Source organism: Streptomyces polyasparticus, from assembly GCF_014493765.1.
Lineage (GTDB): Bacteria > Actinomycetota > Actinomycetes > Streptomycetales > Streptomycetaceae > Streptomyces > Streptomyces polyasparticus.
Genome location: NZ_JACTVJ010000006.1, coordinates 730457 through 748250, shown reverse-complemented (window position 1 = coordinate 748250; position 17794 = coordinate 730457). Strand labels below are relative to the sequence as shown.

Genomic DNA, 17794 nt, shown 5'->3' with positions numbered 1-17794 from the left:
CGGATGCTGGTCCGTCCGCGTGCTCAGCAGATGCGCGGCAGCGGGTCGCCGACGAGGACGTCCACGATGCGGGTGCCACCGAACGCGGTCCTGCACAGCACCAGCGGCGCCGGATCCGCCACGACACGGCCGACGAGCGCCGCGTCGCGTCCGAGAGGGTGGGCGCGCAGGGCCTCCAGAGCCTCCTGCGAGCGGGCCGCGTCCACGACGGCGACCATGCGGCCCTCGCAGGCGATGTAGAGCGGATCGAGACCGAGGATCTCCGCCGCGCCGCGCACTTGGGGCCGCACCGGCACCGCGTCCTCGTCGAGGACGACGGCGACGCCCGAGGCACGCGCGATCTCGTTGAGGACCGTGGCCACACCGCCGCGCGTCGCGTCGCGCAGGCATCGCACGTCCTTGCCGCAGGCGCCGAGCAGGGCCGCCACCGCTCCGGCCAGCGGGGCGGTGTCGGATTCCAGGTCGCTCTCGATGCCGAGTTCGCCACGGGCGACAAGGACCGTAGTCCCGTGGTCGCCGATCGGCCCGGACACCAGGACCACATCGCCGGGGCGGGCCTGTGCGGCGCCCAGCTCGAACGGGTGCTCCACCACGCCGACTCCGGCCGTGGTGACGTAGCAGCCGTCGGCCTTGCCCCGCTCCACGACTTTGGTGTCGCCCGTGACGATCTGGACGCCGGCTGCGGTGGCAGCCTGCGCCATCGAGGCGGCGATCCGGGTCAGATCCGCGACGGGGAAGCCCTCTTCCAGGATGAAGCCCGCCGAGAGATACAGCGGACGCGCCCCGGACATCGCCAGGTCGTTCACTGTTCCGTTGACCGCGAGGTCCCCGATGTCGCCGCCGGGGAAGAAGAGGGGGGACACCACGTACGCGTCCGTGGTGAAAGCGAGGCGGACGCCGCCCGCCTCGCACACCGCCTGGTCCTCCAGCCGTTCCAGCACCGGATTGTGGAAAGCGGCCAGGAAAACCGCCTCGATGAGGGTGTGCGTGGCCTTGCCACCTGCCCCGTGGGCAAGGGTGATGCGCTCGTCCCGCAGCCGGGCGGGGCGGCCACGCGCACGCTCGATGCGCCGCAACACCTCTTGTTCCTGCCGGCCCTGGGCTCCCTGGTCCGTGGTCATGACCGAGTCGCCTCCCGTACCGCGGCGCGGGTGAACCTGCCGAAGTTGTAGTACGCGGCGCAGGCCCCTTCGGAGGAGACCATGCAGGTGCCGATCGGGGTCTCGGGTGTGCAGGCGGTGCCGAAGACCTTGCACTGCCAGGGCTTGAGCACCCCCTTGAGTACCTCTCCGCACTGGCAGGCCTTCGGGTCGGCGACCCGGACCCCGGGTACGTCGAAGAGCCGTTCCGCGTCGTGGGCGGCGTACGCGTCCTTCAGGCGCAGCGCGGAGTGCGAGATGAACCCCAGGCCGCGCCATTCGAAGTGCGGTCGCAGTTCCATGACTTGGCCCAGGGCCCGCAGTGCCTTGAGGTTTCCGTCCCAGGGCACGACGCGGCCGTACTGGTTCTCGACGGCGGCACGCCCCTCGGCGAGCTGCCGCAGCAGCAGGTGGACCGAGCGCAGGATGTCCAGCGGCTCGAAGCCCGCGACGACCAGCGGCTTGCGGTGAAGCTCGGCGATGAACTCGTACGGCCGGCAACCGATGACCGTGGAGACGTGCCCGGGGCCGAGGAACCCGTCCAGGCGCTGGTCGGGAGAGTCCAGGATCGCCTTGATCGCCGGGATGATCGTGACGTGGTTGCAGAACACCGAGAAGTTGTCGAGGCCTTCGGCTGCGGCGCGCAGCACGGTCACGGCGGTCGACGGGGCCGTCGTCTCGAAGCCGATCGCCATGAAGACCACCCGCTTGTCCGGGTGGGCGCGGGCGATCCTGAGCGCGTCCAGCGGCGAGTAGACCATGCGGATGTCGGCGCCCGCTGCCTTGGCGTCGAGGAACGAGGCGCTGCCGCCGGGCACCCGCATCATGTCCCCGAACGTCGTCATGATGACGTCGGGCTGCTGCGCGATGTGGATGGCGTCGTCGACCCGGCCCATCGGGATCACGCAGACCGGACAGCCCGGCCCGTGGACGAGGTGGACGTTGTCGGGAAGGTGGTCCTCGATGCCGTGCTTGTAGATGGTGTGCGTGTGCCCGCCGCACACCTCCATGAAGGTGTACGTGCGGTCCGCCGCGCACAGGTCGGCGATCTCTGCCGCCAGCACTCGGGCCTTGTCGGCGTCCCGGTACTCGTCGACGTAGCGCATCAGTCGTCTCCCGAATCCCGCAGTGCGGTGATCTCGTCCTCGTAGGCCTGTCCGAGACCTTCGAGGAACTCCATGGCCGCGCGGGCCTCTTCCTCGTCGATCTTGGACAGTGCGAACCCGACGTGGATGAGGATCCAGTCGCCGGGTGCTATTCCGTCGTCCTCCAAGAGCGCGATGTTCACGGCGCGGCGCACTCCGCTGACCTCGACCAGCGCCAAGTCCGGCTGTCCACCGACGATTTCGATCACCTCACCCGGGATGCCGAGGCACATCGCCCGTCCCCTCCGCGAGCCGGATCGATTCCAGGACGAACGTGTCACCGTCCACCGGGACCAGGTCGATCACAGCGCCGTCGGCGACGCTGCCGGCCGACACCAGCTCGAACGACTGGGCCAGGGCAGGCGCCGACACCGCGTGCAGGGTGCCGATCCGCACCTTCACCCCGGTGACCCGGCGTCCTTTCGCCCGGCGCTCCACAGCGTCGAGAATTGCCTCGCACAGTCCGGTCTCATGCACGGCCCTTCGCCTCCTTCTCCTCTTCGGGATCGCAGTCCTCGGCGCGCACCGAGGCCTCTCCGAGCAGATTCCTCACAAGGCGCACGGCCTCGTCGACCGCCCCGTCCACGGCGGGGCTGAGCCCCATTCCCTCGCCGAGGTCGGCGGGTTCACAACCCACCACGCGCATCCACGGCACCCGTACGCCGAGCTGTCGTATCAGGCACAGGACCGCCTCGGGCCCCATGTCGTGCGCGTCCACCGGCGGTCCCAGGCCCGGCATCCGCTCCTCTGGGCCGGGAAGTTCCGGATCCAGGAGGCAGACCGTGCCCGGGGGGTGGCCGCTCGGCAACGCGTCGACGAGGACCAGGCCCTCGTAGCCGTTCATCAGCTCGTGCGCGAGGTGCACCCCGCGAATACCGAAGTCGGCCACCCGCGTTCCCTCGGGCAACGGGACCGAGGCGAGGCGCCGTACGACTTCCACGCCGAAACCGTCGTCCCGCAGGAACACGTTGCCCACGCCCGCGACCATGACTCTCACAGCAACTCCACCTCGTCCGGTGCGAAATGCCAGTGGCGGCCGACCGCGTCGTGCAGTTCCGCCGCCGGGTCGTCGTCGAGGATCACGGCCACATGCCGGCCGCCGTCGACGTCATGGAGCACGGCTGCGACGCGGGCCGTCCGGCCGTGCAGGAACATGTCTTGGGCATCGGCGCGTCGGCTGCCGGGGCACAGGCGCACGCGGGCACCCGCGACGGCCCGGCCGCCGCGAACCGCCACGCCCTGCTCCGCCTCCGCTGCGGGCTCGTCCCAGCCTGCTGCCGTATCCCCCGGGGACGGATTCGGGCCGTCGACCTCGTCGAGGCGCCGCAGCCTGCCGTGCAGCCGCTCCAGTTCGGGTCCCGTCATGGCCTCGGCGTGATCGACGATCGCCGCCGCCCGGGCATCGGTGGCCCGTGCCGCGCGCTTCTCCTCGTCGGTGAGAGTCAGTGTGCGCAAAGTCAGCAACTCGTCGATCTCCGTGGCGTCGTAGAAATCGGCGGTGCTCTCCGGCGCGATCCGCGGGCGGTCCTCCAGGATGATCGGGCTGGAGAGCACCGTCGTGTCGTCGACAAGGACCGGCCACGTGTGCCGGTTGTCGCACCCGGCGGCTGCCTGTGCGGCCCATGCCGGCGGGTCCGCAAGCGACAGGAAGCGGGCCTGGTCGGCCGCGATGAGGGTGTGCGTGCCGATGAGGGAGCCGAGCAGCATCCGCGACCTGGGGGCGACAGGTCCGGCCGAGTGGTTCTCCACCCGTATCCGCACCGAGTGCAGCCCGTCGCAGGGCGGGCATGAGGTCTCGATGCGCAGAAGACCGGACAGTGGTTGCCGGGTGCGCTCCGGCGTCTGCCGCCCGGGCATGTGGAAGGGGAAGGTGCGGACGGTGCCCGGGGTGAGAGACACACGAGCGTCGACCTCGCGCACCACTCCCTCGTCCCAGGGCGGTTCACCCGAGCCGTACGCCGATCTCCGCTCGGCCTGGAGGAACCTGACCTTGACGACGAGCGACGGCTGCGGCCCGGTCACCACGGCGAGACACTCGGTCTGCGCGAACGTGGTCTCCGACCGGTCCGAACCGGGTGGCGCCAGCACACCGAACTGCCAGCGCATCCGGTTCTTGGGCGCGCTGGCGCGGTAGGGGTACAGGACGTATCCCTCAAAGAGGATCGCGTCGGCCACCGCACGGGCGTGCTCGAATCCCGTCGGCTCCGTCGCGGAGACGTCGTCACTCACCGGATGCCTCCCTGCTCCCGGGCTTGCAGGTGCTCGAAGAACGCGTCCGTCTCGGCACGTACCCGACCGCGTCCGTCGAAGCCCTGCCAGTGCGTGCGCACGCGCGCGACCAGCCGGTAGCAGGCGTCGATGGGCACCAGATGGCACTCGACATGGTGATCTTGGCGGCGCAGCAGCAGTGCCTCGACATCGTCGGCGGCTTCGGAGGCGGGTGGGTTCGCCGCCAGCACCCTCTGCCAGACCGCAGTCGGCAAAAGCGCCTCCGTAGCTCCGGCGGGGCTCGGGTACTGGGCCACGTACTGCCCGAGACGCGAGTTGCGGAATGTGAAGCAGAACCGGACGGGGATCCCGAGCTCCTCCCACTGGGCCCGGGTCACCGTGAAATCGGGGACCCGGCGATAACGGTCGGGCACGGTCCGGTAGCGCCCCCGGGCGCCACCCCGGTCGGTGAGGAGCAGCCGGCATGCCGTGCAGACACACAGCAGTCGGCGGGCGTCGAGGTCCACGGCGTGGGCATGCCCGGAGCTACGGATGGAGGCGCCACACAGTTCGCAGCCGGGCGCAGCCGGCCGCGTCTCCGCCGTCGGCGCGTCAAGGAAGCGGCGCAGGCCCATCCCGGCGGTCACCGCGGGGCTGCCGCATCATGCGAGCGCGGTGGGCCGGGGAGGATCTGCAGGAGTTCGGGCTCGCGTGGCGACGGCTCAAGCCGGATCTCGGCCACTTCGGGAGCCACTGCCGCAACCGCCTGGTCCACGATCTGCCGTACGGCGCTCAGGGAAGAGGGGCACCTGCCGACGGCAGCACCCAGTCGGACCCGGATCACGTCGCGGTCCTCGACGCCGAGCAGCACGATGCCGTCCGGGTCGGCACCCACCTGGGCCCGGGCCTTCGCCAGCGCCTCCTCGACGCGCGCGACGGTGGGCCGCGGATGCAGATCGTGCAGGATGAGCAGACTGCCCACGAGGTCATCAGCGGTGAGCCGGGCCACGTCCTCGGGCGACAGCAGCGCAGTGATGCGGGCGAGCCCGGCCCCATACAGCCGCATCAGCAGTCGGACGAGTTCCTCGGCCTGATCGCCCACCTGAGGTGTGGCGGAGAGCCGGCGGACGAGCTCCGCCACTCGGGCCTCGACAGCGCGCAGTTCGTCCATGGGTCAGCTCCCCGCGGTGTATGCGGTGGGTGAGTGCGACTTCCTCAGGACGCGCCCCTTGCCGAGGTAGAGGTGGACGCCGCAGGGCATGCACGGGTCGAAGCTGCGCACGGTGCGCATGATGTCGATGCCCTTGAACGTCTCCGGCGGGTTCTCCTCGAAGATCGGGGTGTTCTGCACCGCGTCCTCGAACGGTCCGGGCGTGCCGTGGATGTCCCGGCCGCTGGCGTTCCACGGCGTCGGAGGATACGGGTGGTAGTTCGCGATCTTGCCGTCCCTGATGACCATGTGATGGGACAGGGCGCCTCGGACCGCCTCGCTGAATCCGCAGCCGACGGCGTCGTCCGGCACCTCGAACGGGCTCCAGGTGTCGGTGCGGCCGCCGCGTACCTCGGCGAGGGCCCGCTCCGCGAAGTGCAGGGCCATGGCGGCGGCGTACGCCTGGAAGTAGGTGCGGGCCCGGTTGCGTTCGATGGCGTTGCTGAGCGGCTCGCCGCGGTGCTCCGGGACCCGCCACTCGAAGGTGGTCTCGGGCTTGTTGGCGGTGCGCGGCAGGTTGATGAGGACGCTGCGCCCCGTGGCCTTGATGTAGCCGATGTCGACGAGACCGGCCAGAGCCGTCGACCACAGCCTGGCCAGCGGGCCTCCCCCGGTGTCGAGGGCCAGGTGCTCGGTCCCGTCGAACCAGCGGGGCGACATCACCCAGGTGTAGTTGCCGTCGAAGTCGCGCTTCTGGGGTCGCGGGACGGTGTGCTGGTTCCAGGGATGCCGTCGGTCCACGGGGTTGCCCAGCGGATCGTGGGTCACGAACGGTTCCCGGTCGTCCCAGTCGTCGTAGAAGGAACTGCCCAGCAGGATGCGGATGCCGAGGTTGATGTCCACCAGGTCGTTGGTCACCAGCCGGCCGTCCACCACGACGCCGGGAGTGATGAACATCCGACGGCCCCACTCGTTCATCGTCTCGTAGCGGAAGTCGCAGTGCGCCGGGTCGTTCATACCTCCCCAGCACGCGAGCAGTACGCGCCGGCGGCCGACCTCCTCGTATCCCGGCATGGCCTGGTAGATGAAGTCGAAGAGGTCGTCGTGCATGGGGACGACCTTCTTCATGAACTCGACGTACCGCATCAGCCGGGTGAGGTAGTCGGTGAACAACTGCACCGAGGCGATGGTGCCGACACCGCCCGGGTACACCGTCGAGGGATGCACGTGCCGTCCCTCCATCAGGCAGAACATCTCCCGGGTGGAACGGCTGACTTGGAGCGCCTGGCGGTAGAACTCCCCCTCCATCGGGTTGAGCGAGCGCATGATGGCGGCGATCGTCCGGTATCCGTGCTCGGCCGCGTGGGGGGCCTCGGTGCGCTCGGCCAGCGCCAGCACTCCGGGGTTGGTCTCGCGGACCATGCGCTCGCAGTAGTCGACGCCGACCATGTTCTCCTGGAAGAGATTGTGGTCGAACATGTACTCGGCGGATTCGCCGAGATTCAGGATCCACTCCGCAAGGTGCGGCGGACGGATTCCATAGGCCATCTGCTGCGCGTACACGGAGCACGTGGCGTGGTTGTCACCGCAGATGCCGCAGATACGACTGCTGATGAAGTGTGCGTCCCGCGGGTCCTTGCCCTGCATGAAGACGCTGTAACCGCGGAAGATCGACGAGGTGCTGTGACACTCCGCGACGCGCCCCCGTCCGAAGTCGATCTTCGTATGGATGCCGAGGCTCCCCACGATGCGGGTGATGGGATCCCACGCCATCTCGACCAGACCGTCATCCGCCATGCTCGCCATCCCCTCCGGCGTCTTCCCAAGGCGCCGTGTAGCCCGTGGCGAGTGAGCCGCCAGGTCGGCGCCACTCCGGTTCCTTCTCGGCCTCGTACAGGACGACGGTGCGCAGCGTCCGTACGAAGGTCGCGTACAAGCCCTCCGAGGGCGGTGGTGTCGGCATGCCGTGCGGCTCGTCCATGAACGGCATGAAGTGGTCGGGGAAACCCGGCATGGTGCACGCGATGCAGACACCTCCGACGTTGGGGCAGCCACCGACGCCGTTGATCCAACCGCGCCGGGGCACATTGCACTTGACGGCGGGGCCCCAGCAGCCGATCTTCACCAGGCACTGTTCCTGCCCGTACCCGGCGGCGAAACCGCCCTGCTCGTAGTAGCCGGCGAGACCGCAGTTCTCGTGCACAGTGCGCCCGAACAGCCAGGTGGGGCGGAGGCTGTCGTCCAGCTCGATCGCGGGAGCCTGACCGGTGATCTGGTACAGGAGATGGACCAAGGTCTCCGCGAAGCTGTCCGGCTGGACCGGGCAGCCCGGCACGCAGACGATCGGGATGTCCGCCTTCGACCGCCACTGCCAGCCGAGGTAGTCGGGCAGGCCCATGGCGCCGGTCGGGTTGCCCGCCATGGCGTGGACGCCGCCATACGCGGCGCACGTGCCCGCCGCGACGACCGCCGTGGCCATGGGAGTCAACCGGTCGAGCCACTCGCACACGGTGATGGGCTGGCCCGTCGCCGGGTCGTTGCCGAAGCCGGTCCAGTAACCCTCCCGCTTCACCGCCTCGTTCGGAACGGATCCCTCGACGACCAGCACGAACGGATCCAGTTCGCCACGGGCGGCCCGGTGGAACCAGCCCATGAAGTCCTCGGCCCCGCCCTGAGGACCGCACTCGTAGTCGAGCAACGGCCAGTGCAGCGCGACCCGAGGTAGGCCGGGGAGCGCCCGCGTCGCGATCTCCTCGATGCTCGGCTGGGTGGCCGCAGTCAGCGCGACGGAGTCTCCGTCGCAGCTGAGCCCCGCGTTGATCCACAGAAGGTGGACCAACGGGTCCTCGGCAGACATGCCGTGCGCGATCACCGCGCCTCACCTCGCACCATGTCCCGCGCGCCGCCCAGTGCTTGCTGGGTGACCTCCCACAGCGTGTGGCACACAGTCGCCTGCGCCTCTTGGATGCGGTGGACGGAATCCGACGGCACGACGAACAGGTGGTCGAGGACATCGAGTCCGGCCAGACGGCCCCCGTCACGTCCCGCCAGCGCGACGGTCAACAGCCCCTGCCGCGCGGCTTCCTCGAAGGCGCGGAGGACGTTCGCCGAACCGCCGCTGGTCGTCAGACCCACGGCGATATCGGCTCGCCGTCCGACGGCCGCCAGCTGGCGGGCGAAGACCCACTCGAATCCGACGTCGTTGGACAGCGCGGTGACGACGGCCGCGTCGCTGGTCAGCGACAGGGCCGGCAGGACCGAGGAGCCGGGCGGCGGGTGCAGGAACGTGGTGGCCAAACCCTGCGCGTCCGTACTGCTTCCACCGTTGCCGAACGTGAACAGGCGCCCGCCGGCCGCGAACCGCTCCGCCATGGCCCCTGCGCACGCGGCGATCTGTCCGGCGCAGGCCGCCACCACGGTGCGCCGGAGCGCGATGAGCTCCGCTGCCTTGTCCCGCACCGCATGCATCACCTCGGCCGGCACGGCGTCGGGCTCCGTCGACCCTTCGTAGAGGAAGGGGTACAACTCCCGTATGGTGTCCGGCACTTCGCCGGCGCCCGGTCCGTCACTCATCCGGCACCTCCCCGAGTTCGGCGCCTGTCTGCGCCGCCGCGTGCTCGATCCGGGCGATGGCCTCTCCGGCGTGGACGAGTACGAGGTCGCCGGCCTCCGCCGAGACGAGCGCCACGCTGATCTCCTGCACCGCTCCCCCGGCCTCGGCCAGCGCCAGCTCGCCGGGCAGCAGCTTCACCAGCCGCATCGGGACCGCTTCGTCCGAACAGGTCGTACAGACATCGCCAAGACACGGCCGTTGCGTCTGTTCTCCGCGCCCGCTCATGCGGTCCGCACCGACTCGTGCCGCTCCAGAATGATCTGTGTGAGTTCCCACAGCAGGTGGTAGTAGGTCATGTGGACCTCCTTCACGACCAGCGGGTCGGCGGAGCGGGCCACCAGGAGATGGTCGGCAGCCGGGGCTGCCTCGCGGACGCCACCGCTCAGGACGACGGTCAGCAGGCCGAGTTCACGGGCCGCCGCCACGGCTCGGTGGACATTGCGGCAGCGGCCGTCCGGCGAGATGCCCAGGGCGATGTCCCCCTCGCCGGCGAAGGCGCGCAGTTGGTGCTCGAAGGTCGCCGCGATCCCGTCACGTGTCGCGATCCCGCTGAGGGTCGGCGCGTCGTTGCCGAGGGCCATCGCCGGCAGGGCGCGCTTGCCGACGACGGCCGGGTGCAGGAACTCGACGGCGAGATGACTCGCGTCCGTGGCTGCGGCGCCGTTGCCGAACGTGATCAGGCGGCCGCCCCGGCGGAACCTCGCCGCCATGTCCCGGCAGACTTCCCCCAACTGCCAGTCCTGCTCGGCGATGCCGTGCACAGCGGGTTCCCGACGGGCGAAGACGCGGTGGACCGCCCCCTCCCACGCCTCGCTGGTTTCGGTCATACCCTCACCCCTCCACATGGAGGACGATGACGCAGGTGTCGTCCTCCGAGTTGGTGTCCAAGGTCGACAGCAGCGTGCCCAGGTGGTGCCCCGGGTCGCCACGCGCGCCCCGTCGCGCGGCGTCGAGGAGAAGTGCATGACGTCGGTCGTGGTGGTCGTCACGGCGTTCCACCAGGCCGTCGGTGTACAGGATCACGCGGTCCCCGGGCCGCAGCCGGGTGGTCACCAGGCGATAACCGGGGTCGGGGACGACGCCGAGTGAGGCCCCGCCGTCGTTGTCCAATTCTCTGGCGCGTCCGTCACGCACGAGTACGGGGGGAGGGTGGCCGCCCCGAGCCCAGACCAGGGTCCGCTCTCCCGGGCAGAAGTGGCCGACCACTGCGGTCGCCATCACAGACTCCTCCTCACTGTGGAGGGTGACGAGATTGAGGCAGTGCAGGATCTTTGCCGCGTCGGCTCCGGTGTGGGCGATGCCCAGCAGGGCGTTGCGCAGCCGGGCCATGGAGGCGGCGGCCCGCAGGCCGTGCCCGCTGACGTCCCCGATGGCGATGAGCACCCGCCCGTCAGGTATCGGCGCCGCCTCGAACCAGTCCCCGCCGACACGTGCACTGTCCTCCGCGGGCCGGTAGCGCAGGGCGATCCGCAGTCCGGGCAATCGGGCGGACGGCCTGGGCAGCAGGGCCAGTTGGAGGTCCTCGGCCATCCGCATCCGGTGGCGCTCGGCCTCCCGCCGGGATGCCTCCAAGGCGGCCTCGATCCGGCGGGTGGCGGTGACGTCCTGCACCACGCCATGCACGGCGATCATGTTGCCGAGACTGTCGCGCACCAGCTCGGCGGTGACGCTGACGTGTCGCGTCTCCCCGGTGTTCCCGGTGCGCACTTCGAACGTCGCGGGCTCGTCTCGCGCGCGAAGGGTCTCCATCGCCGCGGTGACAGTGGAGAGGTCGTCCTTGTGCACAAACCGGGAGAGTGCGTCCAACGGCAACGGCCCACTGACCGGATCGGCCCCGATTACCTCGTAGACGCCCCGCGACCAGGTGGCGTCCCCCGTGACCAGGTTCCACTCCGCCCACCCCAGGTTGACCAGCCGCTCGGCGTCGTCGATGCGGGCCGCCATCCGGGCCTGTTCGTCGTGGAACTGCCAGCTGACCAGGAGGCCGCCGGCCACCCGCTGCGCCCGCACGCTCATCACGGCGGGAAACCGGACGCCACGCAACGGCTCCTCGTAGAAGAAGGGGCCCTGTTCCAGTGGAACCCCGCTCTCCAGAACCTTGACGTAGGCGTCGAAGACGCCGGCCGGGGCAAGTCCGGGGAACACCGTCAGCAACCCGCCCCCGGCGATGCGATCGGAGGGCCTCCCCAGAACGTCCGTGGCGCGTCCGTTGCACCGCTCGATCCTGAACTCCACGACTCGCTGCCTCTCGTCCCGGACCGGGAAGAGCAACGCCGCCGGAATGGGGATCGCGTCCAAGACCGCCACCAGCCACGGCGCCGCGAACTCCTCGTCGGGCAGGGCCACTACGGCCAGCTCGCGCAAGGCCCGTCCCACGTCGCCGACCAGCAACCGCGCGCTGTCGGCCACCGACGGTTCCAGCGGCTCCCCTTTCGGCCAGGTCACACTCACCACACAGAGGAACCGCTCGTCGGCGCCCCCGGCGGCCGGTGTCCTTCCCGCAATGCGCGCGCCGGCCGGGCCGTTCCACGCGGTCACCCAGGTCAGGACCCGCTCGCCACTCTCGTCGGACTGCCACAGCACCTGTTCCTTCGGCGCCAACCGGACAAGAGGGAACAGACAGCTCAGCGGAATGCGTGACCAGTCACTGACCGCCCGGGTCGCGGCTCCGGCGACGCCGCTCATCCGAAGCCCTCCCTCACCGTCGATGACCGCCAACAGCACCGTCGTGGCGCCCCAGGGGCCCACGCGGTCGTACAGCAGCTGCGCCAGGCCCACCGGGTTGCGCACGGTGTGCGCCGCACAGTCGGCGTCACGGTCTTCCGCCCTCAGTTCGTCCCAGTCCTCTGCTGCGGCTGCCTTGTCGCGTTCCACTGGGCCCTCCGCTGCCAGCTCCCGGCGGCCCGCGTCACGAGAGCCGACGGCATCCCCCACACGGATGCGGGGGGGCGTACTCAAGCCAGGGCACGAGCAAGCACCAGGAACGAGTCATATCAGCGCGTCATAGGCCACAGGACGCGGTGACGGCTATTGCATGTCCCGTAGTCGGATATGTCGCGGCCAAGGCGCCTCATGAAGGAGTGGTGACCGTAAGCGCCAGGTGCGCGTGGTCGGTACATGCGCCATGCGCAGCGCCGACATGCTCACCGGCGTGGGACCGTTGCGGCGCGGAGCGGGGGCAGCCGCACTCGGTCCGATCTTGTGCGTACGAGCCGCGGCCCCTCCCGATGTGCCGGGGTTGCGGGTCACCGCCGATCGGGCCCGCGAAAGGGGGCTGATCGGCTCCACTCGGGGACCGGGTGGATGCGCTCGGTCCTGTTCGGTGGACGGATACCGGTGAGCAGAGACCCTCCGTTCCGGGCCAGGTCGCGGGCAAACCCGGGGAAGGCAGCGGCCTGTTCGGTGGGCGGGATGCCCCTGCCGGGTGGTACCGGCAGCGTGCGCGTCAGGGAGCGGATCACACGTCCAGTACAACAACGTGAGGGCTGCGCGGCATCGGCCCGAGGGGTGGAGCCGGAAGTCCCCTGCTGGGTGGAACCGGCGGGTAGTCCGGCTGCCTAGAGCCGTAGCGCGCGGCGCAGGGCGGTGGTGAGTTCGGCGTACTTGGCCTCTCCCGCGACGGTCGGGTCGGCATGTACAGCCTCGTGGACGCAGTGGCGAATGTGGTCGTCGAGCAGGCCGAGGGCGACTTCCTGGAGAGCTCGGGTGATCGCGGCGATCTGGGTGAGGATGTCGATGCAGTAGCGCTCGTCGTCCACCATGCGGGTCACGCCGCGCACCTGTCCCTCGATCTTGTGCAGCCGGATCAGGTGGCCGCACTTGTGGTCCGCGTAGCCGCGAGGCGTCTCGGCCGGGGTGCTCACTTCACCGCAGACGGTGGTCACTTGGGCTCACTCCCTTCATGTGGCGCGTCGGTGGCCGGTGGCCGGTAGCGCTCCGGGTTCGCGCCATAGGTGGCTGCGCACTGCGGGGAGCAGAAGAAGACGGTGCCGTGGGGGGTGTCGCGGTGCTCGGCTGCTTCCGCCGAGTTCAGGCGCATGCCGCACACCGGGTCCACGACGGTTGCGTGACGGCCGTGTTGTCCCTCGTGTCCGGGGCCGACCGGATGAGGTGCTCGCCCGCTGTCCGTCTGGTGCGCGGCCAGGGTGCGATGGGCGGCGGTTTCGACGCGGGGCTCGGTGACACTCGCGGGCGCTGCGTCCGGCAGTGCGGTGGTGTGCCAGCGGCGCAGGCGGCCGGAGTTGGTGACCACGGACAGGGAGGACAGGGCCATCGCGGCGGCCGCGATGATCGGGCTGAGGCGGATGCCCCAGGCCGGGGGGAGGGCGCCTGCGGCGAGAGGGATGCCGACGGCGTTGTAGACGAGGGCGAAGAACAGGTTCTGGCGGATGTTGCGCATGGTGGCGCGCGAGAGCCGGATCGCCGTGACCACTCCGCTCAGGGAACCGGAGATGAGGGTCACGTCGGCGGCCTCGATGGCCACGTCCGTGCCGGTACCGATGGCGAGACCGACGTCGGCGGCGGCCAGCGCGGGGGCATCGTTGATGCCGTCGCCGACCATGCCGACCGTGCGGCCCTCGCCCTGCAGGCGGCGGATCTCGTCGGCCTTGTGCTCGGGCAGGACCTCGGCCAGGACACGGTCCACGCCGACCTGGGCGGCGATGGCGGTTGCCGTGCGGGCGTTGTCGCCGGTGAGCATGACCACGTCGATGCCAAGCTGCCGCAGGGCGGCGATGGCCTGGGCCGAGTCGTCCTTGACGGTGTCGGCCACGGCCAGCACCCCGGCTGCCCGGCCGTCGACGGCGGCCAGTACGGGGGTCATGCCCTGAGTGGAGAACTCCTCTGCGATGAGGGTGAGTTCGCCGGTGTGGATACCCACGTCGGCGAGCAGCCGTGCGGTGCCGGCCAGTACGGCGCGGCCGTCCACGGTGGCCTGTACGCCCTTGCCGGTGATGGAGTCGAAACCGCTCGCGACAGGCACGGTGAGTCGGCTCTGCCGGGCTGCTGCGACGATCGCGGTCGCCAGCGGATGCTCGCTGTCGGCCTCGGCCGCCGCCACCAGCGCGAGCAGGCCGTCCGCGCCAAAACCGGCAGCAGGGCGTATGTCGGTGAGTACAGGCTTGCCTTCAGTGACGGTGCCGGTCTTGTCCAGCACCACGGTGTCCAGCTTGTGGGCGGTCTCCAGGGCCTCGGCGGACCGGATGAGGATGCCCGCCTGGGCCCCCTTGCCGGTTCCCACCATGATGGACAACGGGGTCGCGAGGCCGAGCGCGCACGGGCAGGCGATGATCAGCACCGCGACCGCGGAGACGAGAGCGAGGGTCAGCGCGGGGGGCGGTCCGAGGGTGTACCAGAGGGCGAAGGCCGCGACGGCGATGGCGATCACGGCGGGGACGAAGTAGGCGGAGACCGCGTCGGCGAGCCGCTGGATCGGCGCCTTGGACGCCTGGGCCTGCTGCACCAGGCGGATGATCTGGGCCAGCATCGTGTCGGCGCCGACCTTGCTGGCGCGGACCCGTAGTGATCCGGTGGTGTTCACGGTGGCACCGATGACGGTGTCGCCCTCGTGCTTGGTGACCGGCATCGGCTCGCCGGTCACCATGGATTCGTCCACCGCCGAGTTCCCGGACAGCACGTCGGCGTCGACCGGGATCTTCTCCCCCGGCCGGATGACCATCTCGTCGCCCACCACGACGTCCTCGACGGGGACTTCGGCCTCGGCACCCTCGCGTACCACCCGGGCGGTACGAGCCCTCAGACCGAGAAGTGCCCTGATGGCCTCGCCGGTACCGGCCCTGGCGCGGGCCTCCAGGAGCCGTCCGAGCAGGATCAGGGTGAGGATCACCCCAACGGCCTCGAAATAGACCTCGCGTACGTCCTCGGGCAGCGCCCCCGGCAACAGCGTGACCAGCAGGCTGTAGCCGTATGCGGCCGAAGTGCCCAGAGTGATCAGGGAGTTCATGTCCGCGGCACGATGGCGCAGGGTCAGCCAGCCGGTCTTGTGGATCGGCCACCCCGTGTACAGCATCACTGGGGTGATCAGGGCCAGTTGCAGCCAGTGGTTCAGCATCCAGCCGGGCACCCAGTCGGCTCCGAAGAGTTCGTGCGCCATCACGGCGAACAGCACCGGCGCGGTGAGCAGCGCGCCGAGGCCGACCCGGCGGGTCAGGTCGGTGATCTCCGCACGCCGCTCGGCGGCCTCCGCGGCCTCCGTATCGGCGGCTGAGCCATTGCCCCCTGACGGAATCGGCTCAGGAGTGGTCCGGCCCCCTCCACCGTCATCCGGCGCCCGCTCCCCTCCGCATGGTTCAACGAGGAGCATGCCGTGGATCATGTTCATCCCGCAGGCGAAGCCGAAGGCGCCTGCCTTGTCCGGGCTGAGGCGCACGGTGGTGCGAGTGTACGCCGGCAGCCCGGCGCTGATGCGGAGGTCGGGGAAGACGATCCGGTTGGTGCACTCCCCGCTCTCCTGACGGTCGAAGACCAGCTCCACCGGGGTCCCCTGGCGAACCTTGATGACGTCAGGGCTGTAGCCACCCTGCACGGTCACCTCGATGCGCTGCACCCCGTCCTGTAGTTGCGCGGTGCGCGCCCGCCGGGGCCCGAAGAAGAACCAGCCCAGCAGGGCGATCAGTGCCACGGAGGCGGCTACGACGACCAGATCGGCCAGGTTCATCACGGACTCCTCATAGGGCGGCACCGGTTACACGGGCTCGGGCGCCCCGTTCGGCAGCCCGGGCAGCGCATTGGTGAGCTCGGCCGGGGCGGTGGCCGTGGGTGCCGACGGGGATTCGGCTGCGGCCTTCTCGCGGGCGAGGAAGGTGCCGAGTTCGCCGATCGTGCTCATGAGCGGAGCGGGGAAGACCACGGTGGTGTTCTTGTCCACGCCGATCTCCACCAGGCTCTGCAGATTGCGGAGTTGAAGTGCCAGCGGGTGGGCCATCATCGTGTCCGAGGCGTCGCCGAGTGCCGCTGCGGCGAGCGATTCGCCCTCGGCGTTGATGATCTTCGCCCTCTTCTCGCGCTCGGCCTCGGCCTGCTTGGCCATCGCGCGCTTCATGCTGTCGGGCAGCTGGATGTCCTTGAGCTCGACCAGGGTGACCTCGACGCCCCATTCGACGGTGGTGACGTCGAGGATCTCGCGGATGTCCAGGTTGATGCGGTCGGTCTCGGACAGCGTCTCGTCCAGCGTGTGCTGGCCGACAACCTTGCGCAGGGTGGTCTGGGCGATCTGGTCGATCGCCGCGTAGACGCTCTCGATGGCGATGACCGACTTCACCGCGTCGACCACCCGGAAGTAGGCAACCGCGGACACATCGACGCTGACGTTGTCGCGGGTGATGATGCCCTGCGACTGGATCGGCATCGTGACGATCCGCAGCGACACCCGGCGCATGACATCGACGACCGGGACGATGAACCGCAGGCCGGGGGCGCGAGTTCCGCGCAGCCGGCCGAACCGGAACAGCACGCCCTGCTCGTACTGCTTGACGACCTTGACGGCCATGGCCAGCAGCACCAGAACCAGCAGGAAGGCGACGACCAGAAGGAAGATCAGGAGTTGCATGAGCCCCTCCTCAGGGGTGCGGACCACCCCGTTTCCACGTGTGGTACCGGTCAATGCCCCTACGGAGCAGGGGCATTGCGCTGTGCAGGGTCCCAGGATCTCCGCGCGCGGCGGCTGCTCGGCAGGGGCCGACCCGTCCCGGCCCAGGGGCCAAATGGCCCCTGGGCAAGCCCCGAGCCCGGGAGGAGCCTCATGGACACGGGCCGTGCGCGCCGAACACCGAAGCCACTCTGGTGCTGTTCCTGCGCTCCGGCAACCAGCCCGATCGGCCCGGCATTTCGAACACGGCCGAGCCTCGTCCCGTACCGGAGCAGCCGCTCGCCGAACGCCACGCCCGCGGTGAGATCGACGAGGACGAGTACCGGCGGCACCTCGCGGTGCTGCACTCAGCCGGTCGCACGCCCATCAAGCAGTGACCCCCGCACCTCGATCGCCCGCAAACGCAGGGACCATCGGCCCGCTGAGGGCCCGTCCGGCCCATCCCCGCAGGACCCACGCCGGAGCAGTGTCGAATCAGCCCACCACTACCCGGTGGAGGTATCCCGAGGAGCCGACGGCCCCGCTGGGAAGGGATCACCATGAACACAAAGAATTACGGCCTGTACGCGATCGCCCTGGCCATCGCGGTGGTCGGCGCACTCTGGATCGGCGTGCCCCTGGGCACGCTCACCTTCCTCGTCCTGGTGATGGCCTGCCCGCTGATGATGATCTTCATGATGCGGGGCATGCACAGTGGCGGCGGCATGCACGGCGGCGGCCACGACCAGCACAAGACGTCGTCCAAGGACGAAGAACCGCATGACCACAAGCACTACCGCTGAGGCCGCTCGGCAACGGCAACGGCCAGGGACGCGGCATGGATGCGCTGATCGCACGGATGGCCCTGGCGGTCGGCATTGCGCCGGTCGCCGGGATGGCCCGCCTGATCACACCGTCCGAGAGCCGGTGGCCTCCCCTGGCCCGGCTCCGCGG

19 protein-coding genes are annotated in these 17794 nt (G+C 70.0%); 2 read left to right on the top strand and 17 right to left on the bottom strand.

What is annotated here, in order from left to right:
• Positions 1 to 23 precede the first annotated feature (23 nt).
• From hypE to H9Y04_RS15215, 17 genes are all read right to left on the bottom strand, one after another.
• The gene (hypE, locus tag H9Y04_RS15295) at positions 24 to 1121 is read right to left on the bottom strand and encodes a hydrogenase expression/formation protein HypE (RefSeq protein ID WP_187814358.1); all 1098 of its coding nucleotides are present in this window, start codon (positions 1119 to 1121) and stop codon (positions 24 to 26) included.
• Positions 1118 to 2245 carry a hydrogenase formation protein HypD gene (hypD, locus tag H9Y04_RS15290; RefSeq protein WP_187814357.1) on the bottom strand — a complete coding sequence of 376 codons (1128 nt, stop codon included), beginning with the start codon at positions 2243 to 2245 and terminating at the stop codon, positions 1118 to 1120. Before hypD ends, hypE begins: the two co-directional genes overlap by 4 nt.
• Positions 2245 to 2493, bottom strand: coding sequence for a HypC/HybG/HupF family hydrogenase formation chaperone (locus H9Y04_RS15285; RefSeq protein ID WP_214661202.1), 249 nt, complete (start codon positions 2491 to 2493; stop codon positions 2245 to 2247). Before H9Y04_RS15285 ends, hypD begins: the two co-directional genes overlap by 1 nt.
• Position 2494: 1 nt before the next feature.
• Positions 2495 to 2761, bottom strand: coding sequence for a hydrogenase maturation nickel metallochaperone HypA/HybF (locus tag H9Y04_RS15280; RefSeq protein WP_187814355.1), 267 nt, complete (start codon positions 2759 to 2761; stop codon positions 2495 to 2497).
• Positions 2754 to 3272 (bottom strand): hydrogenase maturation protease, encoded by a 519-nt coding sequence (locus tag H9Y04_RS15275; protein WP_187814469.1) that lies wholly within the window; start codon positions 3270 to 3272, stop codon positions 2754 to 2756. The genes H9Y04_RS15280 and H9Y04_RS15275 overlap by 8 nt, the downstream gene beginning before the upstream one ends.
• A 5-nt stretch (positions 3273 to 3277) precedes the next feature.
• Positions 3278 to 4513, bottom strand: a complete 1236-nt coding sequence (locus H9Y04_RS15270; protein ID WP_187814354.1) for a hypothetical protein — start codon at positions 4511 to 4513, stop codon at positions 3278 to 3280.
• The gene (locus H9Y04_RS15265) at positions 4510 to 5127 is read right to left on the bottom strand and encodes a DUF5947 family protein (RefSeq protein ID WP_187814468.1); all 618 of its coding nucleotides are present in this window, start codon (positions 5125 to 5127) and stop codon (positions 4510 to 4512) included. Before H9Y04_RS15265 ends, H9Y04_RS15270 begins: the two co-directional genes overlap by 4 nt.
• A gap of 8 nt (positions 5128 to 5135) precedes the next feature.
• Positions 5136 to 5663, bottom strand: coding sequence for a NifU-related iron-sulfur-binding protein (locus tag H9Y04_RS15260; RefSeq protein ID WP_187814353.1), 528 nt, complete (start codon positions 5661 to 5663; stop codon positions 5136 to 5138).
• Between the two features lie 3 nt (positions 5664 to 5666).
• The gene (locus H9Y04_RS15255; RefSeq protein ID WP_187814352.1) at positions 5667 to 7439 is read right to left on the bottom strand and encodes a nickel-dependent hydrogenase large subunit; all 1773 of its coding nucleotides are present in this window, start codon (positions 7437 to 7439) and stop codon (positions 5667 to 5669) included.
• The gene (locus H9Y04_RS15250; protein ID WP_187814351.1) at positions 7429 to 8499 is read right to left on the bottom strand and encodes an NADH-quinone oxidoreductase subunit B family protein; all 1071 of its coding nucleotides are present in this window, start codon (positions 8497 to 8499) and stop codon (positions 7429 to 7431) included. Before H9Y04_RS15250 ends, H9Y04_RS15255 begins: the two co-directional genes overlap by 11 nt.
• An 11-nt stretch (positions 8500 to 8510) precedes the next feature.
• Positions 8511 to 9215 carry a D-sedoheptulose-7-phosphate isomerase gene (locus H9Y04_RS15245; RefSeq protein ID WP_187814350.1) on the bottom strand — a complete coding sequence of 235 codons (705 nt, stop codon included), beginning with the start codon at positions 9213 to 9215 and terminating at the stop codon, positions 8511 to 8513.
• On the bottom strand, positions 9208 to 9402 hold the full coding sequence (locus tag H9Y04_RS15240; RefSeq protein ID WP_214661201.1) for a HypC/HybG/HupF family hydrogenase formation chaperone: 195 nt from the start codon (positions 9400 to 9402) through the stop codon (positions 9208 to 9210). The genes H9Y04_RS15245 and H9Y04_RS15240 overlap by 8 nt, the downstream gene beginning before the upstream one ends.
• 74 nt (positions 9403 to 9476) lie before the next feature.
• Positions 9477 to 10082 carry a D-sedoheptulose-7-phosphate isomerase gene (locus H9Y04_RS15235; RefSeq protein ID WP_187814348.1) on the bottom strand — a complete coding sequence of 202 codons (606 nt, stop codon included), beginning with the start codon at positions 10080 to 10082 and terminating at the stop codon, positions 9477 to 9479.
• 4 nt (positions 10083 to 10086) lie between these two features.
• On the bottom strand, positions 10087 to 12129 hold the full coding sequence (locus H9Y04_RS47950) for a PP2C family protein-serine/threonine phosphatase (RefSeq protein ID WP_187814347.1): 2043 nt from the start codon (positions 12127 to 12129) through the stop codon (positions 10087 to 10089).
• Between the two features lie 683 nt (positions 12130 to 12812).
• Complete coding sequence (locus H9Y04_RS15225; protein ID WP_187814346.1) at positions 12813 to 13139, bottom strand: metal-sensitive transcriptional regulator; 327 nt, start codon at positions 13137 to 13139, stop codon at positions 12813 to 12815.
• Positions 13136 to 15931, bottom strand: a complete 2796-nt coding sequence (locus tag H9Y04_RS15220) for a heavy metal translocating P-type ATPase (RefSeq protein WP_187814345.1) — start codon at positions 15929 to 15931, stop codon at positions 13136 to 13138. Before H9Y04_RS15220 ends, H9Y04_RS15225 begins: the two co-directional genes overlap by 4 nt.
• A gap of 27 nt (positions 15932 to 15958) precedes the next feature.
• Positions 15959 to 16822, bottom strand: coding sequence for a slipin family protein (locus H9Y04_RS15215; RefSeq protein ID WP_187814344.1), 864 nt, complete (start codon positions 16820 to 16822; stop codon positions 15959 to 15961).
• Between the two features lie 233 nt (positions 16823 to 17055).
• Here H9Y04_RS15215 and H9Y04_RS47735 point away from each other — a divergent pair, with 233 nt between their 5' ends.
• Both H9Y04_RS47735 and H9Y04_RS15205 read left to right on the top strand, forming a co-directional pair.
• Complete coding sequence (locus tag H9Y04_RS47735) at positions 17056 to 17238, top strand: SHOCT domain-containing protein (protein WP_306660137.1); 183 nt, start codon at positions 17056 to 17058, stop codon at positions 17236 to 17238.
• Between the two features lie 162 nt (positions 17239 to 17400).
• Entirely contained in the window at positions 17401 to 17643 is a 243-nt protein-coding gene (locus H9Y04_RS15205) for a DUF2933 domain-containing protein (protein ID WP_187814343.1), read from the top strand.
• The last annotated feature ends 151 nt before the right edge of the window (positions 17644 to 17794 follow it).

Coding starts and splice junctions, on each gene's coding strand:
- hypE (WP_187814358.1), bottom strand. CDS start 1,121: ATGACCACGGACCAGGGAGCCCAGGGCCGGCAGGAACAAGAGGTGTTG.
- H9Y04_RS15220 (WP_187814345.1), bottom strand. CDS start 15,931: ATGAACCTGGCCGATCTGGTCGTCGTAGCCGCCTCCGTGGCACTGATC.
- H9Y04_RS15265 (WP_187814468.1), bottom strand. CDS start 5,127: ATGGGCCTGCGCCGCTTCCTTGACGCGCCGACGGCGGAGACGCGGCCG.
- H9Y04_RS15235 (WP_187814348.1), bottom strand. CDS start 10,082: ATGACCGAAACCAGCGAGGCGTGGGAGGGGGCGGTCCACCGCGTCTTC.
- H9Y04_RS15240 (WP_214661201.1), bottom strand. CDS start 9,402: ATGCGGCTGGTGAAGCTGCTGCCCGGCGAGCTGGCGCTGGCCGAGGCC.
- H9Y04_RS15245 (WP_187814350.1), bottom strand. CDS start 9,215: ATGAGTGACGGACCGGGCGCCGGCGAAGTGCCGGACACCATACGGGAG.
- hypD (WP_187814357.1), bottom strand. CDS start 2,245: ATGCGCTACGTCGACGAGTACCGGGACGCCGACAAGGCCCGAGTGCTG.
- H9Y04_RS15250 (WP_187814351.1), bottom strand. CDS start 8,499: ATGTCTGCCGAGGACCCGTTGGTCCACCTTCTGTGGATCAACGCGGGG.
- H9Y04_RS15205 (WP_187814343.1), top strand. CDS start 17,401: ATGAACACAAAGAATTACGGCCTGTACGCGATCGCCCTGGCCATCGCG.
- H9Y04_RS15260 (WP_187814353.1), bottom strand. CDS start 5,663: ATGGACGAACTGCGCGCTGTCGAGGCCCGAGTGGCGGAGCTCGTCCGC.
- H9Y04_RS15215 (WP_187814344.1), bottom strand. CDS start 16,822: ATGCAACTCCTGATCTTCCTTCTGGTCGTCGCCTTCCTGCTGGTTCTG.
- H9Y04_RS15255 (WP_187814352.1), bottom strand. CDS start 7,439: ATGGCGGATGACGGTCTGGTCGAGATGGCGTGGGATCCCATCACCCGC.
- H9Y04_RS15275 (WP_187814469.1), bottom strand. CDS start 3,272: ATGGTCGCGGGCGTGGGCAACGTGTTCCTGCGGGACGACGGTTTCGGC.